Below are 22242 nucleotides of genomic sequence, written 5' to 3'. Positions count from 1 at the left end.
AATCGAAAAATGGTCCACTTGTTTTAGTTTGTACTCCGTATGTAAAGTATAGGTACGGAGGTATGTGAGGTGATTAAATTAATGGATAAGAATGCAATAATAAGACTTAAAAATCAAGGATATTCAAATAGAGAAGTATCTAGAATACTTAAGATTAATAGGAAGACTGTAGCTAAATATTGGAATAAGTACCAGGAAGATGTTAAGAATTTAGATAATCCTAATTTAGATAGAGCATTAGTTCAAGAAGAAATTGCCAAGGCGCCTTCCTACGATTCTTCTAATAGAAAGAAGATCAAATATACAAAAGAAGTAGATGAGTATCTTGATCAGATTTTAGAAAGTGAGAAAAGAAAGGATTCTATCTTGGGTAATCATAAGCAAGCTTTAAGCGTTGTTCAGATTCATAAGATGATTGTTGATAAGGGTTTTGATATATCTTATCCTTCAATAGCAGTTTATGTTAGAAAGAAAAGAGAAGCTTCTAAAGAATGCTTCATTAAGCAAGTATATGATTTTGCTGATAGGTTAGAATATGACTTTGGTGAACTTAAGCTTGTAATCGATGGCAAACTTGTTAGTTTAAATATGGCTGTTATGAGTTCCCCAGCATCTAATTTTAGATGGGCTTATCTATACACAAGTCAAAATCAAGATGTATTCTTTGATTCACAAGTAAGATTTTTTAATATGATTGGAGGAATGTATAGAGAAATAGTCTATGATAATATGAGAAATGTTGTTAGTAAGTTCATAGGTAGAAATGAAAAAGAACTTAACCCAAGATTAATAGAGTTTGCCAACTACTATGGCTTTTCAGTCAATGTAACCAATTGTTTTTCAGGAAATGAAAAAGGTCATGTTGAAGGAAGTGTTAGGATAATTAGAAAGAATGCTTTTTGTGAAAAATACGAGTTTGATTCAATTGATCAAGCACAAGAGTACTTAAATTCTAAACTTATCCAGTTAAATAAGGACTCTAAGATTAATGAGGAAAAGAAACACCTTCTAGTCCTAAGACCTACTTATGAACTATCAAAAGTATCTTTTGCTAAGGTAGATAAGTATTCTTTAATACAAGTTGATAAAAACAAGTATTCACTACCAGATTACATGGTAGGAAAAACTGTTCTTGTTAGAGCTTATGCTAGGGAAATTAAAATATATGTAAATGATAAACTTCTAGCCGTTCATAAAAGAAAAGATGGTGCTAATGAATATAGCATTGACATCACTCATTACCTAAAATCATTAGCACGCAAACCAGGTGCAATTCGTAATTCTCTCGCCTTAAAAAGTCATCCTGATTTAAAAAACATCTTCGATAAATACTTTACCTCTAACCCAAAGAAGTTCATAGAATTAGTAGAGCTTAACAAAGATAAGGATGTTGATAAAATAGTTGATATCTTAAATAACTATTCTAACACTAAGAAAGAACTTGATGTATTAGATATAGTGAAAACCGATAAAAAAGAAGCTGACATAGAAATAAAGGCAAGAAAAATAGTGTCCTCCTATGATAGCCTTGTAATTGGAGGCTAAGATGAATATTAAAGAAGCTTCTAACATACTTAAGCTCTCTTATCTAAGAGAGTCATATGAGGATTTAATAGAAGAATCATCAAATCTAAACTTATCTAACGAAGAATTCTTAAAACTTTTCTTAGAAAGAGAGGTAGAAAGAAGGAAAAACAACGGCATAGCAAGAAGAATAAGAAATGCCAAATTTATCAACAAGAAATTCTTAGAAGACTTTGATAAAACAAAATATTCTTTAGAACTAAACAAAAAATTTGGATATCTTGAAACACTAAAATTCATAGATAACAAAGAAAACATAATCATGATAGGAACACCTGGTTGTGGAAAGACTCATTATGCAACTGCCTTAGGTATTAAGGCATGTATTGCTGGAAAGAATGTACTATTTACCTCTGTTCCTAACCTTGTGATAGAACTACAGGAGGCTATGAGTAAAAATCAAATTACTAACTACAAGAAGAAATTTGAAAAATATGACTTGGTGATCTTAGATGAGCTAGGTTATGTTTCCTTTGATAAGATAGGCTGTGAGATTCTTTTTAACCTATTATCATCTAGAAATGATAAGGGTTCGATAATTTTAACAACGAATTTAAACTTTGAAAGATGGGAGGAAGTTTTTAAAGATCCTATGCTTACTGGGGCTATAGTAGATAGACTTGCTCATAGGGCCCATATTATGGATATGTCTAGAGAAAAATCTTATAGGATGGAAGATACAATGGAGTGGTCAAAGAATATATGAAATATATGTAAAAAGTCTTTCCCCTAGGGGAAAAGACAAGTGTGGTCAATATCTTTACTATATGTGGACCACTTTTCGATAATAACTGTGGACCAATTTTCGGTTGACATTTACATACAATGATAAGCAATTTGTAAATTATCATAATTTTCTAGTTCAAGATTTGACAATGCTGTATCAATATATTGTTCTTCGATTTTAAATAAAATTTTTCTGCATAAGTCCATATCTCTTTTCAAACTTAATACCTCCTGTATGACTTATAAAATTTTGTCGTTTTAACGATTCCGTTTTTATAGCAAATTATTTTCTTTCAAATACTCAATTCTCTTTTTTAGAATTTCATCTCTTGAAAGTTCTTCAAACTCTTTCTGTGTTAGTGGTAGAGTGTAATACTCTACAGACTTATTTTTCATAGAATCAAACTGCTCTTTTGTAATGGAGTAGGACTCCAAGTCAAACAGATTATCAGACAATTCTTTTAAAATATTGCAAACATCTGCATTAAACGGATGCTCTTTATCATTACCATAGAATACAAGCTTAACATTCCATTTATTCTCTTCTGTTTCAATATCATTCGGGAATTTATCTTCTACAATTATTTTGAATCCGATTTCTTTTTTCATTGCCAGTTCATACATAAATAATACAAAATCTCTCATGCTTGAAAGACCTAAAGTATAGTCACTTCTTCCGGCAAGCCAATCTAAAGATACTTTGCATTTATCGGCAATATCTATCAGTACATCTATTGTAGGATTGTTTTTACCATTTTCGTAAGCAGACATTGATGGCTGTGGTATTCCTAAAAATTCTGCAAACTCCTTTTGTGTTTTTTTATTTATAGAACGAAGATATTTCAATCGTTCCGATACAGTTTTATTATTCATATTATAATCTCCTATATTTATTATATATTATTATATCAAATCGTATACTAAAAATAAAGAGAAATTCTGATAAAAATTAGAAATAACTATTGACTTCTGTTATATAAATCAGTATACTAATATATATCACAAGTTCAAATAAATAGAAAAGGAGGAAAAATATGAGAAAGATGTATGTTGATGCTGAAGAAGTCAGCAAAGATTGGGGAGTTTCAAAACCCAAAGCATACAAAATGATAAAAGAATTAAATGAGAGAATGCTAAAAGACAATCCGAACCTGATAGTGATTGCAGGTAAGGTTAATCGAAAATTTTATGAAGAAAACTGTTATGGTCAAACGAAAGAAGTATAGGAGGTGATGATGTGTCAGCCAGCAAGGATAAAGAAAGAGGCACATGGAAAATCTATTTAAGGTATGTTGATTGGAAAGGAGTAAAACAAATCCATACAAAACGTGGATTTGCTACAAAGAGAGAGGCATTGGAATATGAAAGGGAGTTTTTAGCAAGTAAGTCGAGAGATTTTAATATGCTTTTTGAATCCTTTGTTGAGATCTATTTGAGCGATTTAAAGCCAAGAATTAAATACAACACTTATTTGACAAAGGTTCATCTTATAGAAACGAAAATAATACCTTACTTTGCCAAGAAATCTATAGCTGAAATAACAGCTCCAGATATTTTACAGTGGCAAAATGAATTGCTTAAAAAGTCAGATGGTGAGGGGAAACAATATTCTCAAACTTATTTAAGAACGATTCAGAATCAACTGAATGCAATCCTTAACCATGCGAGTAAGTATTATGGACTGACAAGTAATCCTGCTCATAAAACTACTAAGATGGGGAGATCAAAGGCACAGGAAATGTTATTTTGGACTAAAGAGGAATATGAAAAATTCGCTGAAAGTGTTAAGAGCAAACCTGCCTCATACTATGCTTTTGAGATACTTTATTGGTGCGGTATTAGAGAAGGTGAATTGCTTGCACTTACAAAAGACGATTTTGATCTTGAGAAGAAAACTCTAACTATTAGTAAATCATTTCAAAGGTTAAAAGGAAAAGATTACATTACATCTCCTAAGACAGAAAAAAGCAATAGAGTAATTCAATTACCACAATTTCTATGTGATGAAATGTCAGACTTCTTTGGGATGTTTTATCATCTGGATTCAAAGGAGAGACTATTTAATTTTACAAAATCATATTTACATCATGAAATGGATAGAGCTTGTAAGTTATCAGGAGTAAAACGAATTAGAGTTCATGATTTAAGACATTCTCATGTTGCTTATTTGATAGAGCAAGGTTTTTCTCCGGTGGTAATTGCAGAAAGATTAGGTCATGAAAGTATCTCAATAACCTTAAATTATGCACATTTATATCCGTCAAAGCAGTTGGAAATCATTGAAATGATAGAGAAAGAAAGGAATTAAATTTATTAAGATGAGTAAGATATTTAAAAGAGAAAGTCTACAAACAAAAGGTAGAAAACTGAAAGTCGATAAAAATAGAAAAAGAAATATTATAGTGAATTTCAGAATGTCTCCAGAAGAAAAAAGTTTATTGGAAGAGAAAATAGTATTATCAGGATTAAACAAACAGGATTATATGATTCAAATGAGTATAAATCATAAAGTTGAGGTATTTGGAAATATAAGAGTGTTTGATGAACTGAAAACGAAACTGAAAATGCTTGAAGAATATTTTAAAAATGTTAATTTGGACTGCGATATTGAAGAAAATAAGCTTGAACTTTTGGCATATATTCTGGAAATGTTTGAAACGATGAATAGAAATAAAAATGACTCTACCTACTGCAATAGATAGAGTCAAGAAGCAACCTGATAAGATTGCAACTCTTAAAAATATTTTATCAGGTTGTACTTCTATCATCAACACAATTATGGAGGTAAAAAATGATAAATAAAGAAACATATATTAACAATATGCCACAAGAATTAAAAGACTGCAAGCAATGGTTATGGTTTAAAATTTATCATAACAAAGATAAAAAGGGTAATGCAAAAGCTGTAAAAATCCCAATCAGTCCAATCACTTGTGAAGCAAATGAATGGAATAAAAAAGAGAACTGGACAGATTTTGAAACTGCCTTAGATGGCTTAGAAAAAAGCGGTTGTGATGGTCTATCGTTTGTTTTAACTGAAGATGATCCGTTTGTCTGTATTGATTTAGATAATGTTAAGGACAGCTTTGAGGATGTGCGAGACATCATAAGTGATTTTGGCGAAACATATAAGGAAATTTCCGTATCGGGAAACGGAGTCCACATATTTGCCAAGGGAAGAATTCATAAGAACATCAACAATCAAGCTGATCGTTTTGAAATGTATAAATCAAATAAGTGCATTGCTATGACCGGTGATGTCATAGGAACTTGCACAGAAGTAAAGAATGAACAATATAAGTTAAACCTTTACTATGAAAAATATGCCATTAAAGAAACGATTAGAGAGCAAATTTTCTACTATAAAAATATAAATAGTGATGTGCCGGATATTGAAGTGATTTTAAAGGCAATGTATATGACTAATCGCAAAGGCAGAGAGCTTTTTAGAGGCGAATATTCCACAGGCGATGCAAGCAAAGACGATTTTCAATTGCTTCTTATCTTAAACAGCTTTACACATGGAAATGCAGATTTAATGCTTGAGATCTTCCTGAAATCATCATTGAACCGAATGGGTGATATGAGTAAAAGAAGAAATGAGGCAGCATATATTAAATACTTAAATCAAAGTATTCAGAAGGCACAGGAAGTCGGCGGAACGAATTATTGGGATTATAACTATCATAGAAAAAATAAGGAGGAGATTCGTTGAAAGCCTATACGATAAACACTGAGTTTGATACCTCTGATAAGTATATCGTTGATAATATTATTGCAAGAAAAAGCATTACATTGATTGTAGCTTCTCCTAAAAAAGGCAAAACTGCATTAGGATTAAATCTTGGTATTTGTATAAACGAAGGAATTGATTTTCTTGAAAATAATGTAAAAAAAACAAAGGTTGTTTACTATTGCAATGAACTCTCGGGTAAACTTATTCAAGAAAGAATTAAGAGATTAGATATACCTTGTTCAAACACTATGAAATTTTATGAAGGCACAAGTTATGTAGACTTTGGTGAGTTTGAAAGAATTATAAAATCTGATGTTGAATTGGGCTATGAGGTGTTCGTAGTTGATACATTTTCTAAGATAAAATATGACAGAAAATATAATGCTAATGATTACAATGATACCTATGAGGTTATGGCAAAGTATTTGTAAATGTCAACCGAAAATTGGTCCACAGTTATTATCGAAAAGTGGTCCACATATAGTAAAGATATTGACCACACTTGTCTTTTCCCCTAGGGGAAAGACTTTTTACATATATTTCATATATTCTTTGACCACTCCATTGTATCTTCCATCCTATAAGATTTTTCTCTAGACATATCCATAATATGGGCCCTATGAGCAAGTCTATCTACTATAGCCCCAGTAAGCATAGGATCTTTAAAAACTTCCTCCCATCTTTCAAAGTTTAAATTCGTTGTTAAAATTATCGAACCCTTATCATTTCTAGATGATAATAGGTTAAAAAGAATCTCACAGCCTATCTTATCAAAGGAAACATAACCTAGCTCATCTAAGATCACCAAGTCATATTTTTCAAATTTCTTCTTGTAGTTAGTAATTTGATTTTTACTCATAGCCTCCTGTAGTTCTATCACAAGGTTAGGAACAGAGGTAAATAGTACATTCTTTCCAGCAATACATGCCTTAATACCTAAGGCAGTTGCATAATGAGTCTTTCCACAACCAGGTGTTCCTATCATGATTATGTTTTCTTTGTTATCTATGAATTTTAGTGTTTCAAGATATCCAAATTTTTTGTTTAGTTCTAAAGAATATTTTGTTTTATCAAAGTCTTCTAAGAATTTCTTGTTGATAAATTTGGCATTTCTTATTCTTCTTGCTATGCCGTTGTTTTTCCTTCTTTCTACCTCTCTTTCTAAGAAAAGTTTTAAGAATTCTTCGTTAGATAAGTTTAGATTTGATGATTCTTCTATTAAATCCTCATATGACTCTCTTAGATAAGAGAGCTTAAGTATGTTAGAAGCTTCTTTAATATTCATCTTAGCCTCCAATTACAAGGCTATCATAGGAGGACACTATTTTTCTTGCCTTTATTTCTATGTCAGCTTCTTTTTTATCGGTTTTCACTATATCTAATACATCAAGTTCTTTCTTAGTGTTAGAATAGTTATTTAAGATATCAACTATTTTATCAACATCCTTATCTTTGTTAAGCTCTACTAATTCTATGAACTTCTTTGGGTTAGAGGTAAAGTATTTATCGAAGATGTTTTTTAAATCAGGATGACTTTTTAAGGCGAGAGAATTACGAATTGCACCTGGTTTGCGTGCTAATGATTTTAGGTAATGAGTGATGTCAATGCTATATTCATTAGCACCATCTTTTCTTTTATGAACGGCTAGAAGTTTATCATTTACATATATTTTAATTTCCCTAGCATAAGCTCTAACAAGAACAGTTTTTCCTACCATGTAATCTGGTAGTGAATACTTGTTTTTATCAACTTGTATTAAAGAATACTTATCTACCTTAGCAAAAGATACTTTTGATAGTTCATAAGTAGGTCTTAGGACTAGAAGGTGTTTCTTTTCCTCATTAATCTTAGAGTCCTTATTTAACTGGATAAGTTTAGAATTTAAGTACTCTTGTGCTTGATCAATTGAATCAAACTCGTATTTTTCACAAAAAGCATTCTTTCTAATTATCCTAACACTTCCTTCAACATGACCTTTTTCATTTCCTGAAAAACAATTGGTTACATTGACTGAAAAGCCATAGTAGTTGGCAAACTCTATTAATCTTGGGTTAAGTTCTTTTTCATTTCTACCTATGAACTTACTAACAACATTTCTCATATTATCATAGACTATTTCTCTATACATTCCTCCAATCATATTAAAAAATCTTACTTGTGAATCAAAGAATACATCTTGATTTTGACTTGTGTATAGATAAGCCCATCTAAAATTAGATGCTGGGGAACTCATAACAGCCATATTTAAACTAACAAGTTTGCCATCGATTACAAGCTTAAGTTCACCAAAGTCATATTCTAACCTATCAGCAAAATCATATACTTGCTTAATGAAGCATTCTTTAGAAGCTTCTCTTTTCTTTCTAACATAAACTGCTATTGAAGGATAAGATATATCAAAACCCTTATCAACAATCATCTTATGAATCTGAACAACGCTTAAAGCTTGCTTATGATTACCCAAGATAGAATCCTTTCTTTTCTCACTTTCTAAAATCTGATCAAGATACTCATCTACTTCTTTTGTATATTTGATCTTCTTTCTATTAGAAGAATCGTAGGAAGGCGCCTTGGCAATTTCTTCTTGAACTAATGCTCTATCTAAATTAGGATTATCTAAATTCTTAACATCTTCCTGGTACTTATTCCAATATTTAGCTACAGTCTTCCTATTAATCTTAAGTATTCTAGATACTTCTCTATTTGAATATCCTTGATTTTTAAGTCTTATTATTGCATTCTTATCCATTAATTTAATCACCTCACATACCTCCGTACCTATACTTTACATACGGAGTACAAACTAAAACAAGTGGACCATTTTTCGATTAGAATTAATCGATTATTGGACCACTTTTAGTTTATCATTTACAGTATTATGAGCTTATAGAAAAATATGGTTGCACTTTTATTATGATGTATCACACAAAAAAGGATTCATCTATCAAAAATGTGAGTGAAAAAGTGATAGGTTCTCAAGCGTTATCCGGTTCAGTAGACACTATAATAGCTATAAATAAATCATCGGAATTTGATACAGAGTTTAGCTTGGATGTAACCAGTAGACTTTTTGAATCAAGGGTATATCAAGTAAAAATTCATCCGTCAAAAAAGATATTGGAGTTAGATAAAATAGATCCGATTGAAATGCTGGAACCGTCCATTCAAAGATTAGTTCAACTTATGCCTAAATTAAAAGAAATAGAAGGAACAATAGTTGATATTTGCTCAAAGATAAAATTAGAGATAGAGAGTCCGCAACAATTCGGCAAGACCTTAAATCGTAATAAAGATATTCTCAGAAAAAATGGAATCAGCATTAAAATGAAGCGAGGAAAAAACAACAATAACTATCAAGTTAAATATAATTCAGAGGATGTGATTTATTAAAATGCCGTTCAAACCGTTCGTACCGTTTGATGTTTCATGTGTAAGGGAATGTCGTGCGGTATGAACGGTGCAAACGGTAATTGAAGAATCTACATCTATTTTTTCTGTGCAAGTTAAAGACTAATTTATAAAAATTATGAATTACATGTTGATAGCAAGCATATACTTTTTGACCACACCCAAAAAGTAGGCTTGAAATTTGATAACTCAAATTTGAAATATTTAGGGAGAACCCTAAGACCCCGAAGAAGAAAGGAGTGATGAAAAATGTCAAAGAGTGTTAATCGAAAAAATAATTACACTGTTCATTTTATGATAAATGAAGATGATATGAAAGAACTTAACAGAAGATTTGCTTTGACCAATTTTAAGAGCAAAAGAGAGTTTTATAGAGACAGTATTTTCAAGAATAGAATTATTAGCATTGATTTATCCGGTAAGTTTAGAAAAGAACTGCGAGAACTTTCTTCCCTTGTCAGTCGTAACTCAGTGAACCTGAATCAGATTGCAAAGGCAGCAAACAGTACAGGAGCTATTTATAAAGATGATATTGAAAGTATCAAGAAAGCCTTGCAGCGAGAACTACTTTTTTTATCAGGATTTAGAGAAAAAGTTTAGGACTATATTATCAATGAGGCAATAAGCTGATGGCAGTTACAAAGATACATCCGATTAAAACAACACTTAAAAAAGCCATAGACTATATCTGTAATGGTGATAAAACCGATGATGAAATCTATGTTACAACACACCTGTGTAGCAGAGAAAATGCTCATAAGGAATTTGAACTTACTAAGAAACAATTTAACTCAAGAACAAAGACCTTAGCACATCATTTGATTCAATCTTTTGTTCCGGAAGAAGTTAGCTTTGAAGAAGCACATCAAGTTGGAATTGAGTTATGTGAAAAGATTTTAGGCGGGAAATATGAATATGTTTTAGCAACACATATAGACAAAGACCATATTCATAATCATATCATTTTTAATTCCATAGATGTGGACGAGGGCAAGGTTTATCATTCTTATTACGGCTCCTATACGAATATCAGAAATCAAAGCGACAAGCTATGTAAGGAGCATAATTTATCTGTCATCGACCAAGAAATACAAAAGGAAATCAACGAGATTAAGCGAAGAAAGTTTGTGAATTGGTATGACTGGAATGAGGATAAAAAAGGTAAAAGTTATAAATCAAGACTTCAATTTGATATGGATAGAGTAATTCAAAAAGCAATAAGCTGGGAACATTTTCTTAAAATAATGTAACAATATGGATATGAAATTAAGTTTGGAAAGTATATTGCTTTCAAACAGAAAAATCAGCAGAGATTTACAAGAGCGAAAACCATAGGGGATAATTACACAGAAGAAAAAATCAAAGAAAGAATCCGAAATAAATACAAAGATCTGGGCAATATCATAGACATTAAGAACAACGATAAAGCAAATTCCAGCAAAGGATATGAGCATTGGGCGACAAAGCACAATCTTCAAACAGCGGCTTCAACGCTTGTTGAAATCAGAAACAAAGGATTTAATTCAATAGAGGAATTAGAACGTGGTATTAGCAGACTCTCCATTGAAAAAAATGAGTTGAAGCGAGAGTTTGATAAGCTGTCATGGGAGCAAAAAAGGATAAAGGAAGTTGTTAAACATATTCAAATCTGTATCAGTAAAAGAGAACATTATGAAGGCTACCGAAAAAATCCAAACGACAAGATTTATATGATGATGAACAGAAAAGATGTGGAATCCTATCAGAAGTCTTATGAAGAAATAGATATTTTTCTGAAGCAATTTCCGCACTTAAGACATGTTGTAGCAGGAGAGTTAAAGACAAAATCAAGTAAAAATCTTTTCAGGAAATTAAATGAGCATTCTAAAGAGTTACAAGCTAAACAAGAGGTGATAATCAAGAAACATAATTCATTAGCAGCACAGTATGATGAATTGGAGCATTTGAAAGTTAATATGAATGATTATCTCGGTAGGGATAAAACTGAAAAGAAAAAGGAATCAGTTATTGGTACAATTAAGAATCATAGAAGAAAAATAGATAAAACAATTGATCATAGTCATAATATAAATAACGATATGGAGTTATAGAGATACATGGAGAGTATTATAGAAGATGCTCTCCATTTTTGATGCAATTAGCATCTGATTTTTTGCTGAAAATCTGGAAAATTTGCGTAAAATATGCTATAATGTCTACTGAATAGATTAAAATGTGGCAAGGAGGAATAAAGATGGCAAGTCTTAATGTTACTGATGTAATAAAAGAGTTAGACATTTCTAAGTCATATTTATATAAATTAATAGATAAAGAAAATATTTTAATTCCGAGAAGTGATACAGGAAGGTACTTTTGGGATGAAAACACAGTTAAAACTATAAAAAGATTTTTGCACATAGATGTTTTACAAAATAAGAATGATACAGAATATTTAATATCTAAATTAGGATTAAAACAATCCTATATAAATAATAGAAGATATTTAGGAAATAAATATTCTCTTTCTGATTTTATAAGAAAAACAGTTGATGAAAATTGCAAAGGTGTAAATATTGTTATTGACATATTTAGTGGGACCGGTGCAGTTACGAATACTTTTAAGGATAAAATGCTTATCACAAATGATTTACTTTATAGTAATTATATTTCCAATTATGCATGGTTTGGATATGAAAAATATTCAAGCAAAAAGATAATTGAGCTTATATACGACTATAATCAAGTTAAAACAAAAGAAAATAATTATATGCGAGAAAATTTCGCAGATACTTTTTTTTCTGCTGATGATTGTAGCAAGATAGGATATATAAGAGAAGATATAGAAGCAAAGTATAAAAATAAAGAAATAAATTTTAAGGAATATGCAATAATGATTACATCGCTTCTATATGCGATGGATAAGATTGCAAATACAGTTGGACATTACGATGCGTATAGAAAGAATGTCGATTTTGAAAAAACTTTAGTATTGAATGTTTTGTTGCCTGAAAAATCCATTAATTCCAATAATGTTTGTTATAACCTAGACGCAAACAAACTAATTAAAAATATTAAGGGAGATTTGTTATACTTAGATCCTCCATATAATTCAAGGCAATATTGTGATGCATATCATTTACTTGAAAATGTGGCACGATGGGAAAAACCTAAAGTTTATGGTGTTGCAAGAAAGATGGATAGAACTTCTCTTAAAAGTGATTATTGCATGATTTCAGCTACAAAATCATTTGAGGAGCTTATTGAAAATGCTGATGCAAAATATATTCTGCTTTCATATAACAATATGTCAAACAAGGGAAATGATAGATCCAATGCGAAAATATCGGATGAAGATATTATGAGAATTCTTAATAAAAAGGGGAAAGTTACTATATTTGAATCAGACTATAAGAGTTTTTCGACTGGAAAATCAGATATAAAAGATAATAAAGAAAGACTATTTTTATGTGAAGTATTTAGGGAAGAAAAAAAGAAAATTAATATACCTTGCCCGTTTAATTATACAGGTGGAAAATTTAAGTTGCTAGAACAGTTGAAACCTTTATTTCATGAAAAGGAAGTATTTTTAGATTTGTTTGCCGGAGGAGGAAATGTTGGAATAAATTCATCTTCTTCAAAAGTTTTTTTTAATGATACGAATGAAAAATTGATAGATTTAATTGAATGTATAAAAGACACTGATACTGATGCTTTATTAAAACAAATAGACAATATTATTGAGGCGTATAATTTATCCAATACATCATTATATGGGTATTCTTATTATGATTGTGATAGTAGTAGAGGCTTAGCCGAATACAATAAAGGAAGATTTCTCAAGTTAAGAGATGATTTTAATGCTAAAGTTCTTGCTGGAGAAATAGATTATCCAATGCTGTATGTACTTATGGTGTTCTCTTTTAATAATCAGATTAGGTTTAATCGAAAGGGACTTTTTAATCTTCCGGTAGGTAAGAGAGATTTTAATTCCAAAATGAGAAGTAAACTTGTGTTATTTTCCGAGGAATTGAAAAGCAAGGACATTCAGTTTTTGAAAAAGGATTTTAGAGAAATTTCGTTAGATGATTTTTCTCAGGAGACTTTTATTTATTGTGATCCACCTTATTTGATTACAAATGCAACATATAATGAAAATGGCATGTGGACTGAAATAGAAGAAAAAGCTTTACTTAAATTTTTGGATGAAGCCAATGAAAAAGGTTTTAGTTTTGCCTTATCTAATGTTTTGGAAAGTAAAAATAAAAGAAATGATATTTTATGTAATTGGATTGAAAGTAGGGGGTACCACTGCAATCGTCTAAATAAAAGTTATTCAAATAGCAATTATCACAGAAAAAACAAAAATAGTATATCCGAAGAAGTTTTAATTACTAATTATCCGGTGGACTGGAGGAATGAGTAAATGGTTAATAAAAGTATTCCTTATCAAAGTTTTTGTTGGGTTATAGGAACTACAAGTTTTAGAACTGCAAAATTAAATTTAAAAATAGAGGCACAATTATTGCTTCTTGATGAGTTTTATAATGAAGTCATAAAAAAATCTAAATGGAATTGGAATAATGAATTACAAGAAAAATATTATGATTTCATGAAAAATAAATCCTTCTTAACAGGTGAGGCGAAAAGGAAAGACAAAGATGCCAGAGAAAAAACATCAGGATTGGTTGATATTGGTTTAATTACAGAAGATAGATTGATTACGGATGCAGGAAGAGAACTCCTTAAAATAACAAGTAGTGGGGATTTTGAAACCAATAATGTGTTTAATATTAATAGAGATAGCTTTATCTATCTAAAACAGCTTCTTAAAACAAGTATAGATGTAAGTGGTAGTATCGTTAGACCGTTTATTGCGGTTGTAAAGTGCCTGACGGAACTTGAGTTTTTAAGTTATGACGAGTTTACTTATTTTGTTCCGCTAATTAGAGATGAAGAAAGTGCAAAACAAATCATATCGGATATTAAATTATATCGAGAAGGTAAAATTTTGCCGGAAGAAATAATTTATAAGAGGCTTATGCAAATGGAAAACTACAAACTTGCACAAGAAGAATTTATTACTTCGGATGTTGATGAAAATCTAATATGTTTAGTGGGAATGAATCGTAAAAGCAGAAGTTATGACAAGCCTTACTATAAATTATATGAGAATTTAAAGAAAGTATTTCTTGATGGGAAAAGCGATTATGAATCCCTATTAAATTCTGCAAAGAATATAAATCAAAAACCTGGAACGTTGTGGAGAAGTTTACTATTTAAAACAACCAATATTGGTGTTGTAAGAAAAAATGGGAAGTCTTCAATTCACAAACAATGCCCATTTATGAACTGTAAAAATGAAACAGAACTAAAAGAAGTGTTTTTTAAACATTTACATGTTTTTAAAGCAATGGCGACTTTATCTGATTATTTTGATTTAAATAGAAGATATTTTAATATTACAGATGTTCTAATTTTTGAAGATCGTATGATTAAGTTGGATATGATTCCAAAGTATTATTTTAAAGAAATTATTGATGTTCTGTATACAGAAACTTTTAGTAGAGATAATAATCTAAGATCTGATGTCCAACTTGAAACTATATCAGAAGCATTCAAGTTAGATATTAGCAAAGTATATGCAGCTTTAAGTAAAGATTTAGGAATTACAATTAAGAATCCTGAACAAGCTGCAATTTATATAAATGATGAGAGATATAGAAGATTTAATACTTTGATTGATAAGAAATTTAATGATTCTGTGCTTATAGAGTTATTAAATTGTTTTGAGCAACGTGATGATAAAAGGATTGAAGAACTTGTTACAGATGAAGCTGCAGTACCGACTATATTTGAATATATTTTTGGAATTATATGGTACAAAGTGAGTGAAAGACAAGGAAATATTTTGGATTTCATGAAGCTATCATTAGAAGCAAATTTATTACCTAAGACACATGCAGCTGGAGGTTATGCAGACATTATATATGAATATGAAGCGTGTACATCTTATCCGAAACATTCATTATTGCTTGAAGCAACCCTTGCAGATGGAAACAATCAAAGAAGAATGGAAATGGAGCCTGTTTCAAGACATTTAGGAGATTATAGGATTAGATTTAATAATCCATTCGATTACAGCTTATTCGTTAGCACTTATCTGGATGATAATGTAGTTAATGACTTTAGGTATAGAAAAATTATTCCTTATAAAAGAGATAATGAAACAATTACAGGGATGAAGATTATTTCAATGGATACAGATTCTCTTAAGAAAATAATTGAGAATAAAGTTAAGTATAAGTATCTGTATGAAGTCTTTGACAAATACCATGAAATGCCATTAGAGACGTTAGATTGGCATGATGGGATGATAAAAGAGGCTACTGGGGAGTATGAAGCATAATATTTATAATTTTAGGAGGAATAAAGATGGCGAAGATTATTTTTGAAAAAATTGAAAATGAAGATATTTTTGTATCAGATTATAAAAAGTTTATTAGAAATAATGAAATAGATTTTTCCAGAGAAGGAATTTCTGTAATTTATGGTCCTAATGGAACTGGTAAAACAAGCTTAGTAAAGGTTTTATCATCCGAAAAGGGAACAAAAGTAAAGTATACTTATGATGGGAAAGAGTATACGGATGGCTCTCAATTTTTTGTGATTAACGATCAAAATAACAGAAATATCATACAAGGTGAAACGAAAGATTTTTTATTAGGAGATGACATAAAAAAAGAATTTGAATTACAGGAATATATAGCAAATGAATATAATAGACTTTGCACTGAAAGCATTTCTATCTTAAAAAGTAATTACAGTGTATCTTCAAGCAGTAGTAAATCGATAGATTGCTTTTCTGAATGGACAAGTATTCAAAATATAATTAAAGATTTAATGAATAACAGAAGTAAAGGTTCTAAAACTGGCGTGGATACTTATATTTCGGAATTGGAAAAGCATACTCAAATAACCATTCCTGACTATGAACAGGCCAAGCTAGATTATATCATTTCTGATTTATCAGAAAAGAATCCCCTTATTATTGAAATTGAAACGATAGATACAAGTAAGTTAGCTAATAATTCTCATATTAAGGAGATAGAGGAGAATACAGAAGCCATAAAGATACTTTCACGTTTCAGCTACAAAGATCAGTGTATAGTTTGTGATTCAAATGGAATTGATTCTGAAAATTTATTAAATAAAAAATCCAAAAATAAGGAAGAAATTATAAAGACATTAGATGCAAAGACTAAAAAAATTGTTGAAAAGATAATTGCTAATATAAGTGAAAAAGATCCGTTTAGAATAAAGGATATTATGCTAGATGCAATTGAAACAGGAAATTTAAGTGACGTTTTGTTACTTAAAGAGTCGATTAAAGAATATAAGAATATATTTGCGAACAAGGTAATAAAGGAATTGGTACAACTTTATAAATCTTCTGATATAAAAATAAAAAATGAAGAATATCAAAAATTGATAAATCAGAAGCCAGAAATTACAGAGGAAGATTTTTTATATATTGAGCAGATTATTAGCAACAATATGAGTAAGAAACTGCAGATAATTAGAGATGATAAGAAGAATATAAAAATTGTTTTAGAGAATAAAGATTTTCTTGGGATTAACAGAGAAGAATTGCCATTAAGTTCCGGAGAACAAAATTTTCTATCATTAACATTTGAATTTTTGAAAGCAAAAAACTCTGACAAACCAATTATAATACTAGATGATCCTATTTCTAGCTTTGATTCTATTTATAAAAATAAAATAGCCTATGCAATAGTTAAGATATTACAGAATAAGAAAAGGGTTATTTTAACTCATAATGTAGATCTATTAAGACTTTTAGATGGACAATTTAAAAAATGTTTTAAGTTATTTTTATTCAATAACACAGAAAATGAAGAAAATGGGTTTATAGCATTAAATTTTGATGAACGTGATATGCTTATTAACCTTGATGAGTTGTTAAAAACATTTAGAGAAAAGATTTATGAACACATAGAAGACGTAGAATTATTTTTGATTTCGTTAATTCCTTTTATGAGAGGATATTCAACAATTATTAATGATAATGATATTAAAGAAAATCTAACCCAATTAATGCATGGATATAAAACAAATACAGTTGATATAGCGGAATGTTATATAAAATTATTCGGGAATAAGAATAATATAATTCCTAATAATTATAAAGTGAATGTTGATGATATTTTGAATAAAACTGTTGATGGAAAGGAAATTGTTGATAAAGAGAAATATCCATTATTAAATCGTACACTAATACATTCATTTACTTATTTGTTTCTAAGATTATTGATAGAGAAAAAATTGGTATTAAAGTATAACATAGATACTGAAAGTAAGAGTGGAGCTAGGCAACTTGGACAGATAATCTCAAAAGCTTTCCCTGAAAATAGTAAAAATAGCGAGGATATAAAAAATAGAGTTTTTCTTACAACAAAGAAAACTTTGTTGAATGAATTTAATCATTTTGAGGGTAATATGAGTATTTTTCAGCCGGCAATTGACATTACCGATCATATGTTGGGAAAGGAGAAAACAGATATTTTAGCTTTTGTAAACAGCTTATAGATTTTTGACTTCATGCTTGCAATATGCTTGCAAAAAATCAGATAAACAGAAATAAAATGGATAATAGGGCTAAAATAGACATTAAAAACCTTGATTTTATGCCATTTACACAAAACAATATCAATGGACATATCGAATGGGAATAATCGCAAAATTTTCTAAAATGGCTTAATTACAGGCTATAAAGAGAATGAAAAATGGCTACTGGTACTCAAATGGTACTGGAAGTAAAAAAGAATAAATTGAATAATAGTTCCAAGTGGTTTACATTTGGACAAAAAATTAGATCGTAGTTTTTAGACTGCGGTCTTTTTGCATGCATATTATGAGGATTATTTTATTTAGACATCTCAAATGGTTACTTTCAAATGCAACAAATAACATAAATCAGATTGCAAAAGCAACTAATACCACTGGTGTTATTTACAAAAATGAAATTGAATCAATGAATAAACAAATAGAAAAATTATCAAAGAGATATGGGATATACATTCCATACTTCTTAATAAATCAAAAGAAAGTTATGGTATTTAGTATGGCAATTACAAAAATACATCCTATAAAATCAACTCTTAATTTAGTAATAGATTACATTATTAAGAGTGAAAAAAATTTAGTATTCTCATATATAATTTATGAATACAAAAAAAGAATACCCTATATAAGAGTATTCTTGACAGGTAATAATATAGTGACTTTTGCGCCTATTGTATCAGTCCTATTTTCTATAACAAGATTTCCTCCATGCATCTTAATAATTTGTTCGGCAACAAATAATCCGATTCCATAGTTTTCTTTTGAATGCCTACTTTTGTCTCCTTGATAGAATTGATCTGTAGCATATAATAGGTCTTCATCTGTAAATCCATGTCCTTGATCTAATGTTGATATTTGAAGCTTATCAGCTTTGGAACATATAATTAACTTAATAGTTGAGTTTTTAGGACTTTGCTCCTCGGCATTACTTAAAATATTTAGAAAGGCTCGTTCAAAATTTTTTAAATCTACTATTAAAAAATCATCATCATAGTTAATATCTTCTAAAAGATTTAACTTATAAGTTGATGTAAATTCTTTAGCAAGTTTTTCAATGTTTTCTACAAATTCTTTTGCTCTAATTTGGGTAAAGTTTAATTCATTTGCTTGATTAGATTTATTAACAAGCATTAAAGTTTCGATATATTTATCAATACGGCTTGTGTTTTTTCTAATATAATTTAGATATGTTTGCTGTTCTTCTGTTAGGTTTGTTTCTCCTAATAATTCTGAGTTTCCCTTTATAATTGAAACTGGAGTTTTTATATCATGGCTTAATGCTGAAATCTGATTTCTTTTTTTCTCTTCCTCTCTCCAATTTGTTCTTAAAGATTCACTTAATCCTACTTTCATTTTTTCTAAACTTTCTAATATGGCATTAAATTCTTGAATATTTGACCTTTTAACTTTGAAGTCTAAGTTTTGTTTTCCAATTTCTTCCGAAGCTTCTAGCAAAGGATTCAATTCTTTCGATATTTTCTTTGCCCAAATTAATGTGATAGTAATAATACTAATAAAACAAAATATTATCAGTAAGATTAGTAATAAAACATTTATTTGTGGTAGATGCTTTTGCATCCAAGGATTTCTATAATAAGGTTTTAGCTTATAAGCTACTAGTACATATCCATCTGATCTTTGTATTTCCATAAAGGATAAGTTGGAATTAGAATTACCAGATCCATTATGATAGTTAAAAGCTATATCTTGGATATTCTTATTCATATTTGTTTCTATAACTTTATCGTCTTTTGATATAAATAGATAAGATGTATTATCTGGAAGTAATGATTTTTCGAAATTTTTTGAAGAGGCAATATCTGTCCTTTTTTCAAGAATTAAATTCTCAGTATAGTTCGCAGGAAATATCCACTTAAATTGGTAAGAAGCAGATATAAAAGCTATTATTAATCCAACTGAGATTACTAGTCCTAGTGCAATACTTAACAAATATTTAAAAAGTATATTTTTAAGAGATTGACCTTTTGATTTTAATTCCATTTATATCCTATTCCCCATACTGTTTCAATTGGATTTTTTCCATATTTTTGAAACTTTGCCCTAATATTTTTTATATGTTCTGATATTGCAGATGCATCTCCTATACCATCAAATCCAAAGATAAGCTCGTATATTTGATCTCTTGAAAATACTTGTCCTTTTCTTTTTGCTAGTAATTCTGAAATCTGATACTCAGATTTTGTTAAATGAACTTTTTCCTCCACTACAAAAACTTCATTTGAAGATAAATCAAATCGAATTTCACCAAGATTTAAACTAGTGTGTCGTTCTCTTTTTTCTCGTCTTAAATGTGCTTCTATACGAGCTAACAATTCTGCTGCACCGAATGGTTTTGTGATGTAATCATCACCACCAATTAATAAGCCTTCAACTATATCTTCTTCCATAGTTTTCGCTGTTAAAAAAAGAATAGGGCAGTCTACTTTTCCTCGAATCTCCTTACAGAAACTAATTCCGTCAATACCTGGCATCATCACATCAAGTAGAATCAAATCATATTTACTAAGTTTGCTATAGTCAATGTCTAAAGGGTTTTGATATACATCGACTTGATGGTTGTTCTTTTTCAAAATATTTTCTATTAAATCAAGCATATCTAGCTCGTCATCAACTGCAAGAATTAAAGACATTTCATCACCTCTTAATTTCAAATTAAAAACTTTTATTCACTAACAGATTTCCCATCCCACTTATTAAACCAAATTATTGAGGAAATAAATAGGATTAAGATAATAAAGGAAGCTATTAAACCCCACAGCTTTAACTCTTTATAAAAATATGAAGGATCTAAAGCTTTGCCCATCATTATATATCGCAGGAAGCCTGGAGCCCCAAGTACAAGGTATAAAATACCAAATATTATCACCGATGACAGTCATTGAAAGCAAAGCAATCATTGTTTCTAGAAAACCCAATCCTATAGATGCACCATTACTTAATACGATTGATACCCAAAGATGAATCATGTATAGAGAAAGGCTGCTAATAACAATTAGTAAAAATTCAATAAGCCAATCTAAGATATTTAGATATCCAGTTAGTATTGCAAAAATTATAATAGCTAAAGCAAGAGAAATAACAAATCCCAATTCTAATACAAGGAGTTTTCCTATATAGGCTTTGCTTCTAGATTTTGTAGTAGATAAAAGCACTTGAAATTTCCCAGCACTCATTTCCATATCAGCTACTTTTGAAGTTATAAAACTTAATATTATTGGTATTACTGCTCCTAAAAGTACAAAATATGTTTGGCTTATATCGTTTTCTTCAAAATTTTTTAATCCAGTAGTTTTTGATGCCACATAAAATAATAAAGAATAGGCTATAGGTAAGACTATGTGAATCCAAGGAAGCCAGGTGCCTTTAAATTTGTATATTTCTGATTTTATTATATTTATCATTATTTTACCTCTTGTTTTGAAAACCAATTTGCAGTTATTATTGTAAGTAATGTAAATAGACATATAGATAATATGCAAGGAATATATAATGATGTGTTTGATATTATTGGATTTGATACTTCCGTCAAGACACCACTTGGTAAAATATGCATAACAGGAATCATTAATCTAATTCCCCAAGAATATGGGCAATAAATCCAAAAAGCACCGTCAGACAACAATATTCCTGCTCCTAAACCTAATACTGCATTTACTGCAATACATGCGATAAAGCCAAATTTTTTTGCTAAGAAAAAGCATAGAGGGATTTGCCAAATATTAGTTATTATTAGTAAGAAACTTGCAAATAGTAATGTTGAAAATCCATAGTTTGGTGTTAATTGCTCTCCAATTAAAAATTGAAAAATATACACTCCTAGCATATGAATTATAGCAGCAATACTCATATAAACAAATGCTGTAATTATTTTTGAAGCCCATAACTTTTTGAGATTAATTTTTAGAGGGAAAACTGCTCTGTAGTTTAATTTTTTACTTTCTTTTCTATCCATCATTGCTGGTATTAAGGCAAAAGTTGCAGGCATTATTATGATATACCACCAGTTATAGGAATTGGTAGTAAAATAGCTTGGCATAAGAAAGAGTGACAATAAGATTAAAGATATTGGCATAATAACTAATAACTTCTTTAAGAAAGTGCCCTTATGTTTTAAATTTTCTGCAAGAATATAATTTATCATTTT

Annotated in this window: 22 protein-coding genes and 1 pseudogene; 15 read left to right on the top strand and 8 right to left on the bottom strand. The window is 29.7% G+C overall.

From position 1 onward, the window contains the following. Positions 1-81: 81 nt before the first annotated feature. Both istA (BQ7474_RS08220) and istB (BQ7474_RS08215) read left to right on the top strand, forming a co-directional pair. A complete protein-coding gene (istA, locus tag BQ7474_RS08220; protein ID WP_073997523.1) occupies positions 82-1545 on the top strand; it encodes an IS21 family transposase in 1464 nt (487 codons plus the stop codon). 1 nt (position 1546) lies between these two features. Continuing rightward, positions 1547-2290 carry an IS21-like element helper ATPase IstB gene (gene istB, locus BQ7474_RS08215; protein ID WP_073998377.1) on the top strand — a complete coding sequence of 248 codons (744 nt, stop codon included), beginning with the start codon at positions 1547-1549 and terminating at the stop codon, positions 2288-2290. A gap of 110 nt (positions 2291-2400) precedes the next feature. Here istB (BQ7474_RS08215) and BQ7474_RS10770 read toward each other — a convergent pair whose 3' ends face one another. After that, positions 2401-2529, bottom strand: a complete 129-nt coding sequence (locus BQ7474_RS10770; protein ID WP_218188982.1) for a DUF2513 domain-containing protein — start codon at positions 2527-2529, stop codon at positions 2401-2403. A gap of 54 nt (positions 2530-2583) precedes the next feature. Continuing rightward, on the bottom strand, positions 2584-3183 hold the full coding sequence (locus BQ7474_RS08210; RefSeq protein WP_073998381.1) for a helix-turn-helix domain-containing protein: 600 nt from the start codon (positions 3181-3183) through the stop codon (positions 2584-2586). 161 nt (positions 3184-3344) lie between these two features. Here BQ7474_RS08210 and BQ7474_RS08205 point away from each other — a divergent pair, with 161 nt between their 5' ends. From BQ7474_RS08205 to BQ7474_RS08185, 5 genes are all read left to right on the top strand, one after another. Further along, positions 3345-3536, top strand: a complete 192-nt coding sequence (locus BQ7474_RS08205; RefSeq protein ID WP_007392548.1) for a hypothetical protein — start codon at positions 3345-3347, stop codon at positions 3534-3536. 11 nt (positions 3537-3547) lie between these two features. After that, positions 3548-4618, top strand: a complete 1071-nt coding sequence (locus BQ7474_RS08200; RefSeq protein ID WP_073998380.1) for a site-specific integrase — start codon at positions 3548-3550, stop codon at positions 4616-4618. A gap of 10 nt (positions 4619-4628) precedes the next feature. Beyond that, the gene (locus BQ7474_RS08195; protein ID WP_073998379.1) at positions 4629-5012 is read left to right on the top strand and encodes a plasmid mobilization protein; all 384 of its coding nucleotides are present in this window, start codon (positions 4629-4631) and stop codon (positions 5010-5012) included. Between the two features lie 89 nt (positions 5013-5101). Continuing rightward, positions 5102-6025: a DNA primase gene (locus tag BQ7474_RS08190; RefSeq protein WP_073998378.1), complete on the top strand. Its 924-nt coding sequence runs from the start codon at positions 5102-5104 to the stop codon at positions 6023-6025. Beyond that, positions 6022-6477, top strand: a complete 456-nt coding sequence (locus tag BQ7474_RS08185; protein WP_235821506.1) for an AAA family ATPase — start codon at positions 6022-6024, stop codon at positions 6475-6477. The genes BQ7474_RS08190 and BQ7474_RS08185 overlap by 4 nt, the downstream gene beginning before the upstream one ends. A 110-nt stretch (positions 6478-6587) precedes the next feature. Here BQ7474_RS08185 and istB (BQ7474_RS08180) read toward each other — a convergent pair whose 3' ends face one another. After that, positions 6588-7331, bottom strand: coding sequence for an IS21-like element helper ATPase IstB (gene istB / locus BQ7474_RS08180; protein WP_073998377.1), 744 nt, complete (start codon positions 7329-7331; stop codon positions 6588-6590). 1 nt (position 7332) lies between these two features. Next, the gene (gene istA / locus BQ7474_RS08175) at positions 7333-8796 is read right to left on the bottom strand and encodes an IS21 family transposase (RefSeq protein WP_073997523.1); all 1464 of its coding nucleotides are present in this window, start codon (positions 8794-8796) and stop codon (positions 7333-7335) included. Between the two features lie 164 nt (positions 8797-8960). Between istA (BQ7474_RS08175) and BQ7474_RS08170 the strand changes: the two genes are divergently transcribed. From BQ7474_RS08170 to mobC (BQ7474_RS08140), 8 genes and pseudogenes are all read left to right on the top strand, one after another. Beyond that, positions 8961-9437 (top strand): hypothetical protein, encoded by a 477-nt coding sequence (locus BQ7474_RS08170; protein WP_235821504.1) that lies wholly within the window; start codon positions 8961-8963, stop codon positions 9435-9437. A gap of 267 nt (positions 9438-9704) precedes the next feature. Further along, the gene (gene mobC, locus BQ7474_RS08165) at positions 9705-10055 is read left to right on the top strand and encodes a plasmid mobilization relaxosome protein MobC (RefSeq protein WP_073998376.1); all 351 of its coding nucleotides are present in this window, start codon (positions 9705-9707) and stop codon (positions 10053-10055) included. A gap of 29 nt (positions 10056-10084) precedes the next feature. Next, positions 10085-10705, top strand: a complete 621-nt coding sequence (locus BQ7474_RS10765; protein ID WP_218188981.1) for a relaxase/mobilization nuclease domain-containing protein — start codon at positions 10085-10087, stop codon at positions 10703-10705. 459 nt (positions 10706-11164) lie between these two features. Further along, the gene (locus tag BQ7474_RS10760; protein WP_235821502.1) at positions 11165-11545 is read left to right on the top strand and encodes a hypothetical protein; all 381 of its coding nucleotides are present in this window, start codon (positions 11165-11167) and stop codon (positions 11543-11545) included. 143 nt (positions 11546-11688) lie between these two features. Continuing rightward, positions 11689-13857: a Dam family site-specific DNA-(adenine-N6)-methyltransferase gene (locus BQ7474_RS08155; protein ID WP_073998375.1), complete on the top strand. Its 2169-nt coding sequence runs from the start codon at positions 11689-11691 to the stop codon at positions 13855-13857. Continuing rightward, positions 13858-15840, top strand: coding sequence for an AlwI family type II restriction endonuclease (locus tag BQ7474_RS08150; RefSeq protein ID WP_073998374.1), 1983 nt, complete (start codon positions 13858-13860; stop codon positions 15838-15840). It begins immediately after the preceding gene. Between the two features lie 26 nt (positions 15841-15866). Further along, complete coding sequence (locus BQ7474_RS10755) at positions 15867-18041, top strand: hypothetical protein (RefSeq protein WP_073998373.1); 2175 nt, start codon at positions 15867-15869, stop codon at positions 18039-18041. Between the two features lie 340 nt (positions 18042-18381). Beyond that, positions 18382-18575: pseudogene (gene mobC / locus BQ7474_RS08140) on the top strand (plasmid mobilization relaxosome protein MobC); the annotation flags it as partial. A gap of 123 nt (positions 18576-18698) precedes the next feature. Here the strand turns inward: mobC (BQ7474_RS08140) and BQ7474_RS08135 are convergent. The 4 genes from BQ7474_RS08135 to BQ7474_RS08120 all read right to left on the bottom strand — a co-directional run bounded on the left by BQ7474_RS08135 (position 18699) and on the right by BQ7474_RS08120 (position 22239). After that, on the bottom strand, positions 18699-20078 hold the full coding sequence (locus BQ7474_RS08135; RefSeq protein ID WP_073998372.1) for a sensor histidine kinase: 1380 nt from the start codon (positions 20076-20078) through the stop codon (positions 18699-18701). Beyond that, positions 20069-20728 carry a response regulator transcription factor gene (locus BQ7474_RS08130; protein ID WP_073998371.1) on the bottom strand — a complete coding sequence of 220 codons (660 nt, stop codon included), beginning with the start codon at positions 20726-20728 and terminating at the stop codon, positions 20069-20071. The genes BQ7474_RS08135 and BQ7474_RS08130 overlap by 10 nt, the downstream gene beginning before the upstream one ends. Before the next feature lie 138 nt (positions 20729-20866). Further along, positions 20867-21499, bottom strand: coding sequence for a lantibiotic immunity ABC transporter MutG family permease subunit (locus tag BQ7474_RS08125; RefSeq protein WP_328585402.1), 633 nt, complete (start codon positions 21497-21499; stop codon positions 20867-20869). Beyond that, the gene (locus BQ7474_RS08120; RefSeq protein WP_073998370.1) at positions 21499-22239 is read right to left on the bottom strand and encodes a lantibiotic immunity ABC transporter MutE/EpiE family permease subunit; all 741 of its coding nucleotides are present in this window, start codon (positions 22237-22239) and stop codon (positions 21499-21501) included. The genes BQ7474_RS08125 and BQ7474_RS08120 overlap by 1 nt, the downstream gene beginning before the upstream one ends. Between the last annotated feature and the right edge of the window lie 3 nt (positions 22240-22242).

It is taken from the genome of Anaerococcus urinomassiliensis (genome assembly GCF_900128425.1).
In the GTDB taxonomy this organism is placed as follows: domain Bacteria; phylum Bacillota; class Clostridia; order Tissierellales; family Peptoniphilaceae; genus Anaerococcus; species Anaerococcus urinomassiliensis.
The sequence above is the reverse complement of the archived record's forward strand: the minus strand, read 5'-3'. Positions and strand labels throughout refer to the sequence as shown.

Bases quoted from the DNA above. Each gene is read 5' to 3' on its own strand.
- BQ7474_RS08205 (WP_007392548.1), top strand. From the start codon at position 3,345: ATGAGAAAGATGTATGTTGATGCTGAAGAAGTCAGCAAAGATTGGGGA.
- istA (WP_073997523.1), bottom strand. From the start codon at position 8,796: ATGGATAAGAATGCAATAATAAGACTTAAAAATCAAGGATATTCAAAT.
- istA (WP_073997523.1), top strand. From the start codon at position 82: ATGGATAAGAATGCAATAATAAGACTTAAAAATCAAGGATATTCAAAT.
- BQ7474_RS08150 (WP_073998374.1), top strand. From the start codon at position 13,858: ATGGTTAATAAAAGTATTCCTTATCAAAGTTTTTGTTGGGTTATAGGA.
- BQ7474_RS08125 (WP_328585402.1), bottom strand. From the start codon at position 21,499: ATGATAAATATAATAAAATCAGAAATATACAAATTTAAAGGCACCTGG.
- istB (WP_073998377.1), top strand. From the start codon at position 1,547: ATGAATATTAAAGAAGCTTCTAACATACTTAAGCTCTCTTATCTAAGA.
- BQ7474_RS08210 (WP_073998381.1), bottom strand. From the start codon at position 3,183: ATGAATAATAAAACTGTATCGGAACGATTGAAATATCTTCGTTCTATA.
- BQ7474_RS10755 (WP_073998373.1), top strand. From the start codon at position 15,867: ATGGCGAAGATTATTTTTGAAAAAATTGAAAATGAAGATATTTTTGTA.
- istB (WP_073998377.1), bottom strand. From the start codon at position 7,331: ATGAATATTAAAGAAGCTTCTAACATACTTAAGCTCTCTTATCTAAGA.
- BQ7474_RS08135 (WP_073998372.1), bottom strand. From the start codon at position 20,078: ATGGAATTAAAATCAAAAGGTCAATCTCTTAAAAATATACTTTTTAAA.
- BQ7474_RS08190 (WP_073998378.1), top strand. From the start codon at position 5,102: ATGATAAATAAAGAAACATATATTAACAATATGCCACAAGAATTAAAA.
- mobC (WP_073998376.1), top strand. From the start codon at position 9,705: ATGTCAAAGAGTGTTAATCGAAAAAATAATTACACTGTTCATTTTATG.
- BQ7474_RS08130 (WP_073998371.1), bottom strand. From the start codon at position 20,728: ATGTCTTTAATTCTTGCAGTTGATGACGAGCTAGATATGCTTGATTTA.
- BQ7474_RS08170 (WP_235821504.1), top strand. From the start codon at position 8,961: ATGATGTATCACACAAAAAAGGATTCATCTATCAAAAATGTGAGTGAA.
- BQ7474_RS10765 (WP_218188981.1), top strand. From the start codon at position 10,085: ATGGCAGTTACAAAGATACATCCGATTAAAACAACACTTAAAAAAGCC.
- BQ7474_RS08120 (WP_073998370.1), bottom strand. From the start codon at position 22,239: ATGATAAATTATATTCTTGCAGAAAATTTAAAACATAAGGGCACTTTC.
- BQ7474_RS10760 (WP_235821502.1), top strand. From the start codon at position 11,165: ATGATGATGAACAGAAAAGATGTGGAATCCTATCAGAAGTCTTATGAA.
- BQ7474_RS08155 (WP_073998375.1), top strand. From the start codon at position 11,689: ATGGCAAGTCTTAATGTTACTGATGTAATAAAAGAGTTAGACATTTCT.
- BQ7474_RS08195 (WP_073998379.1), top strand. From the start codon at position 4,629: ATGAGTAAGATATTTAAAAGAGAAAGTCTACAAACAAAAGGTAGAAAA.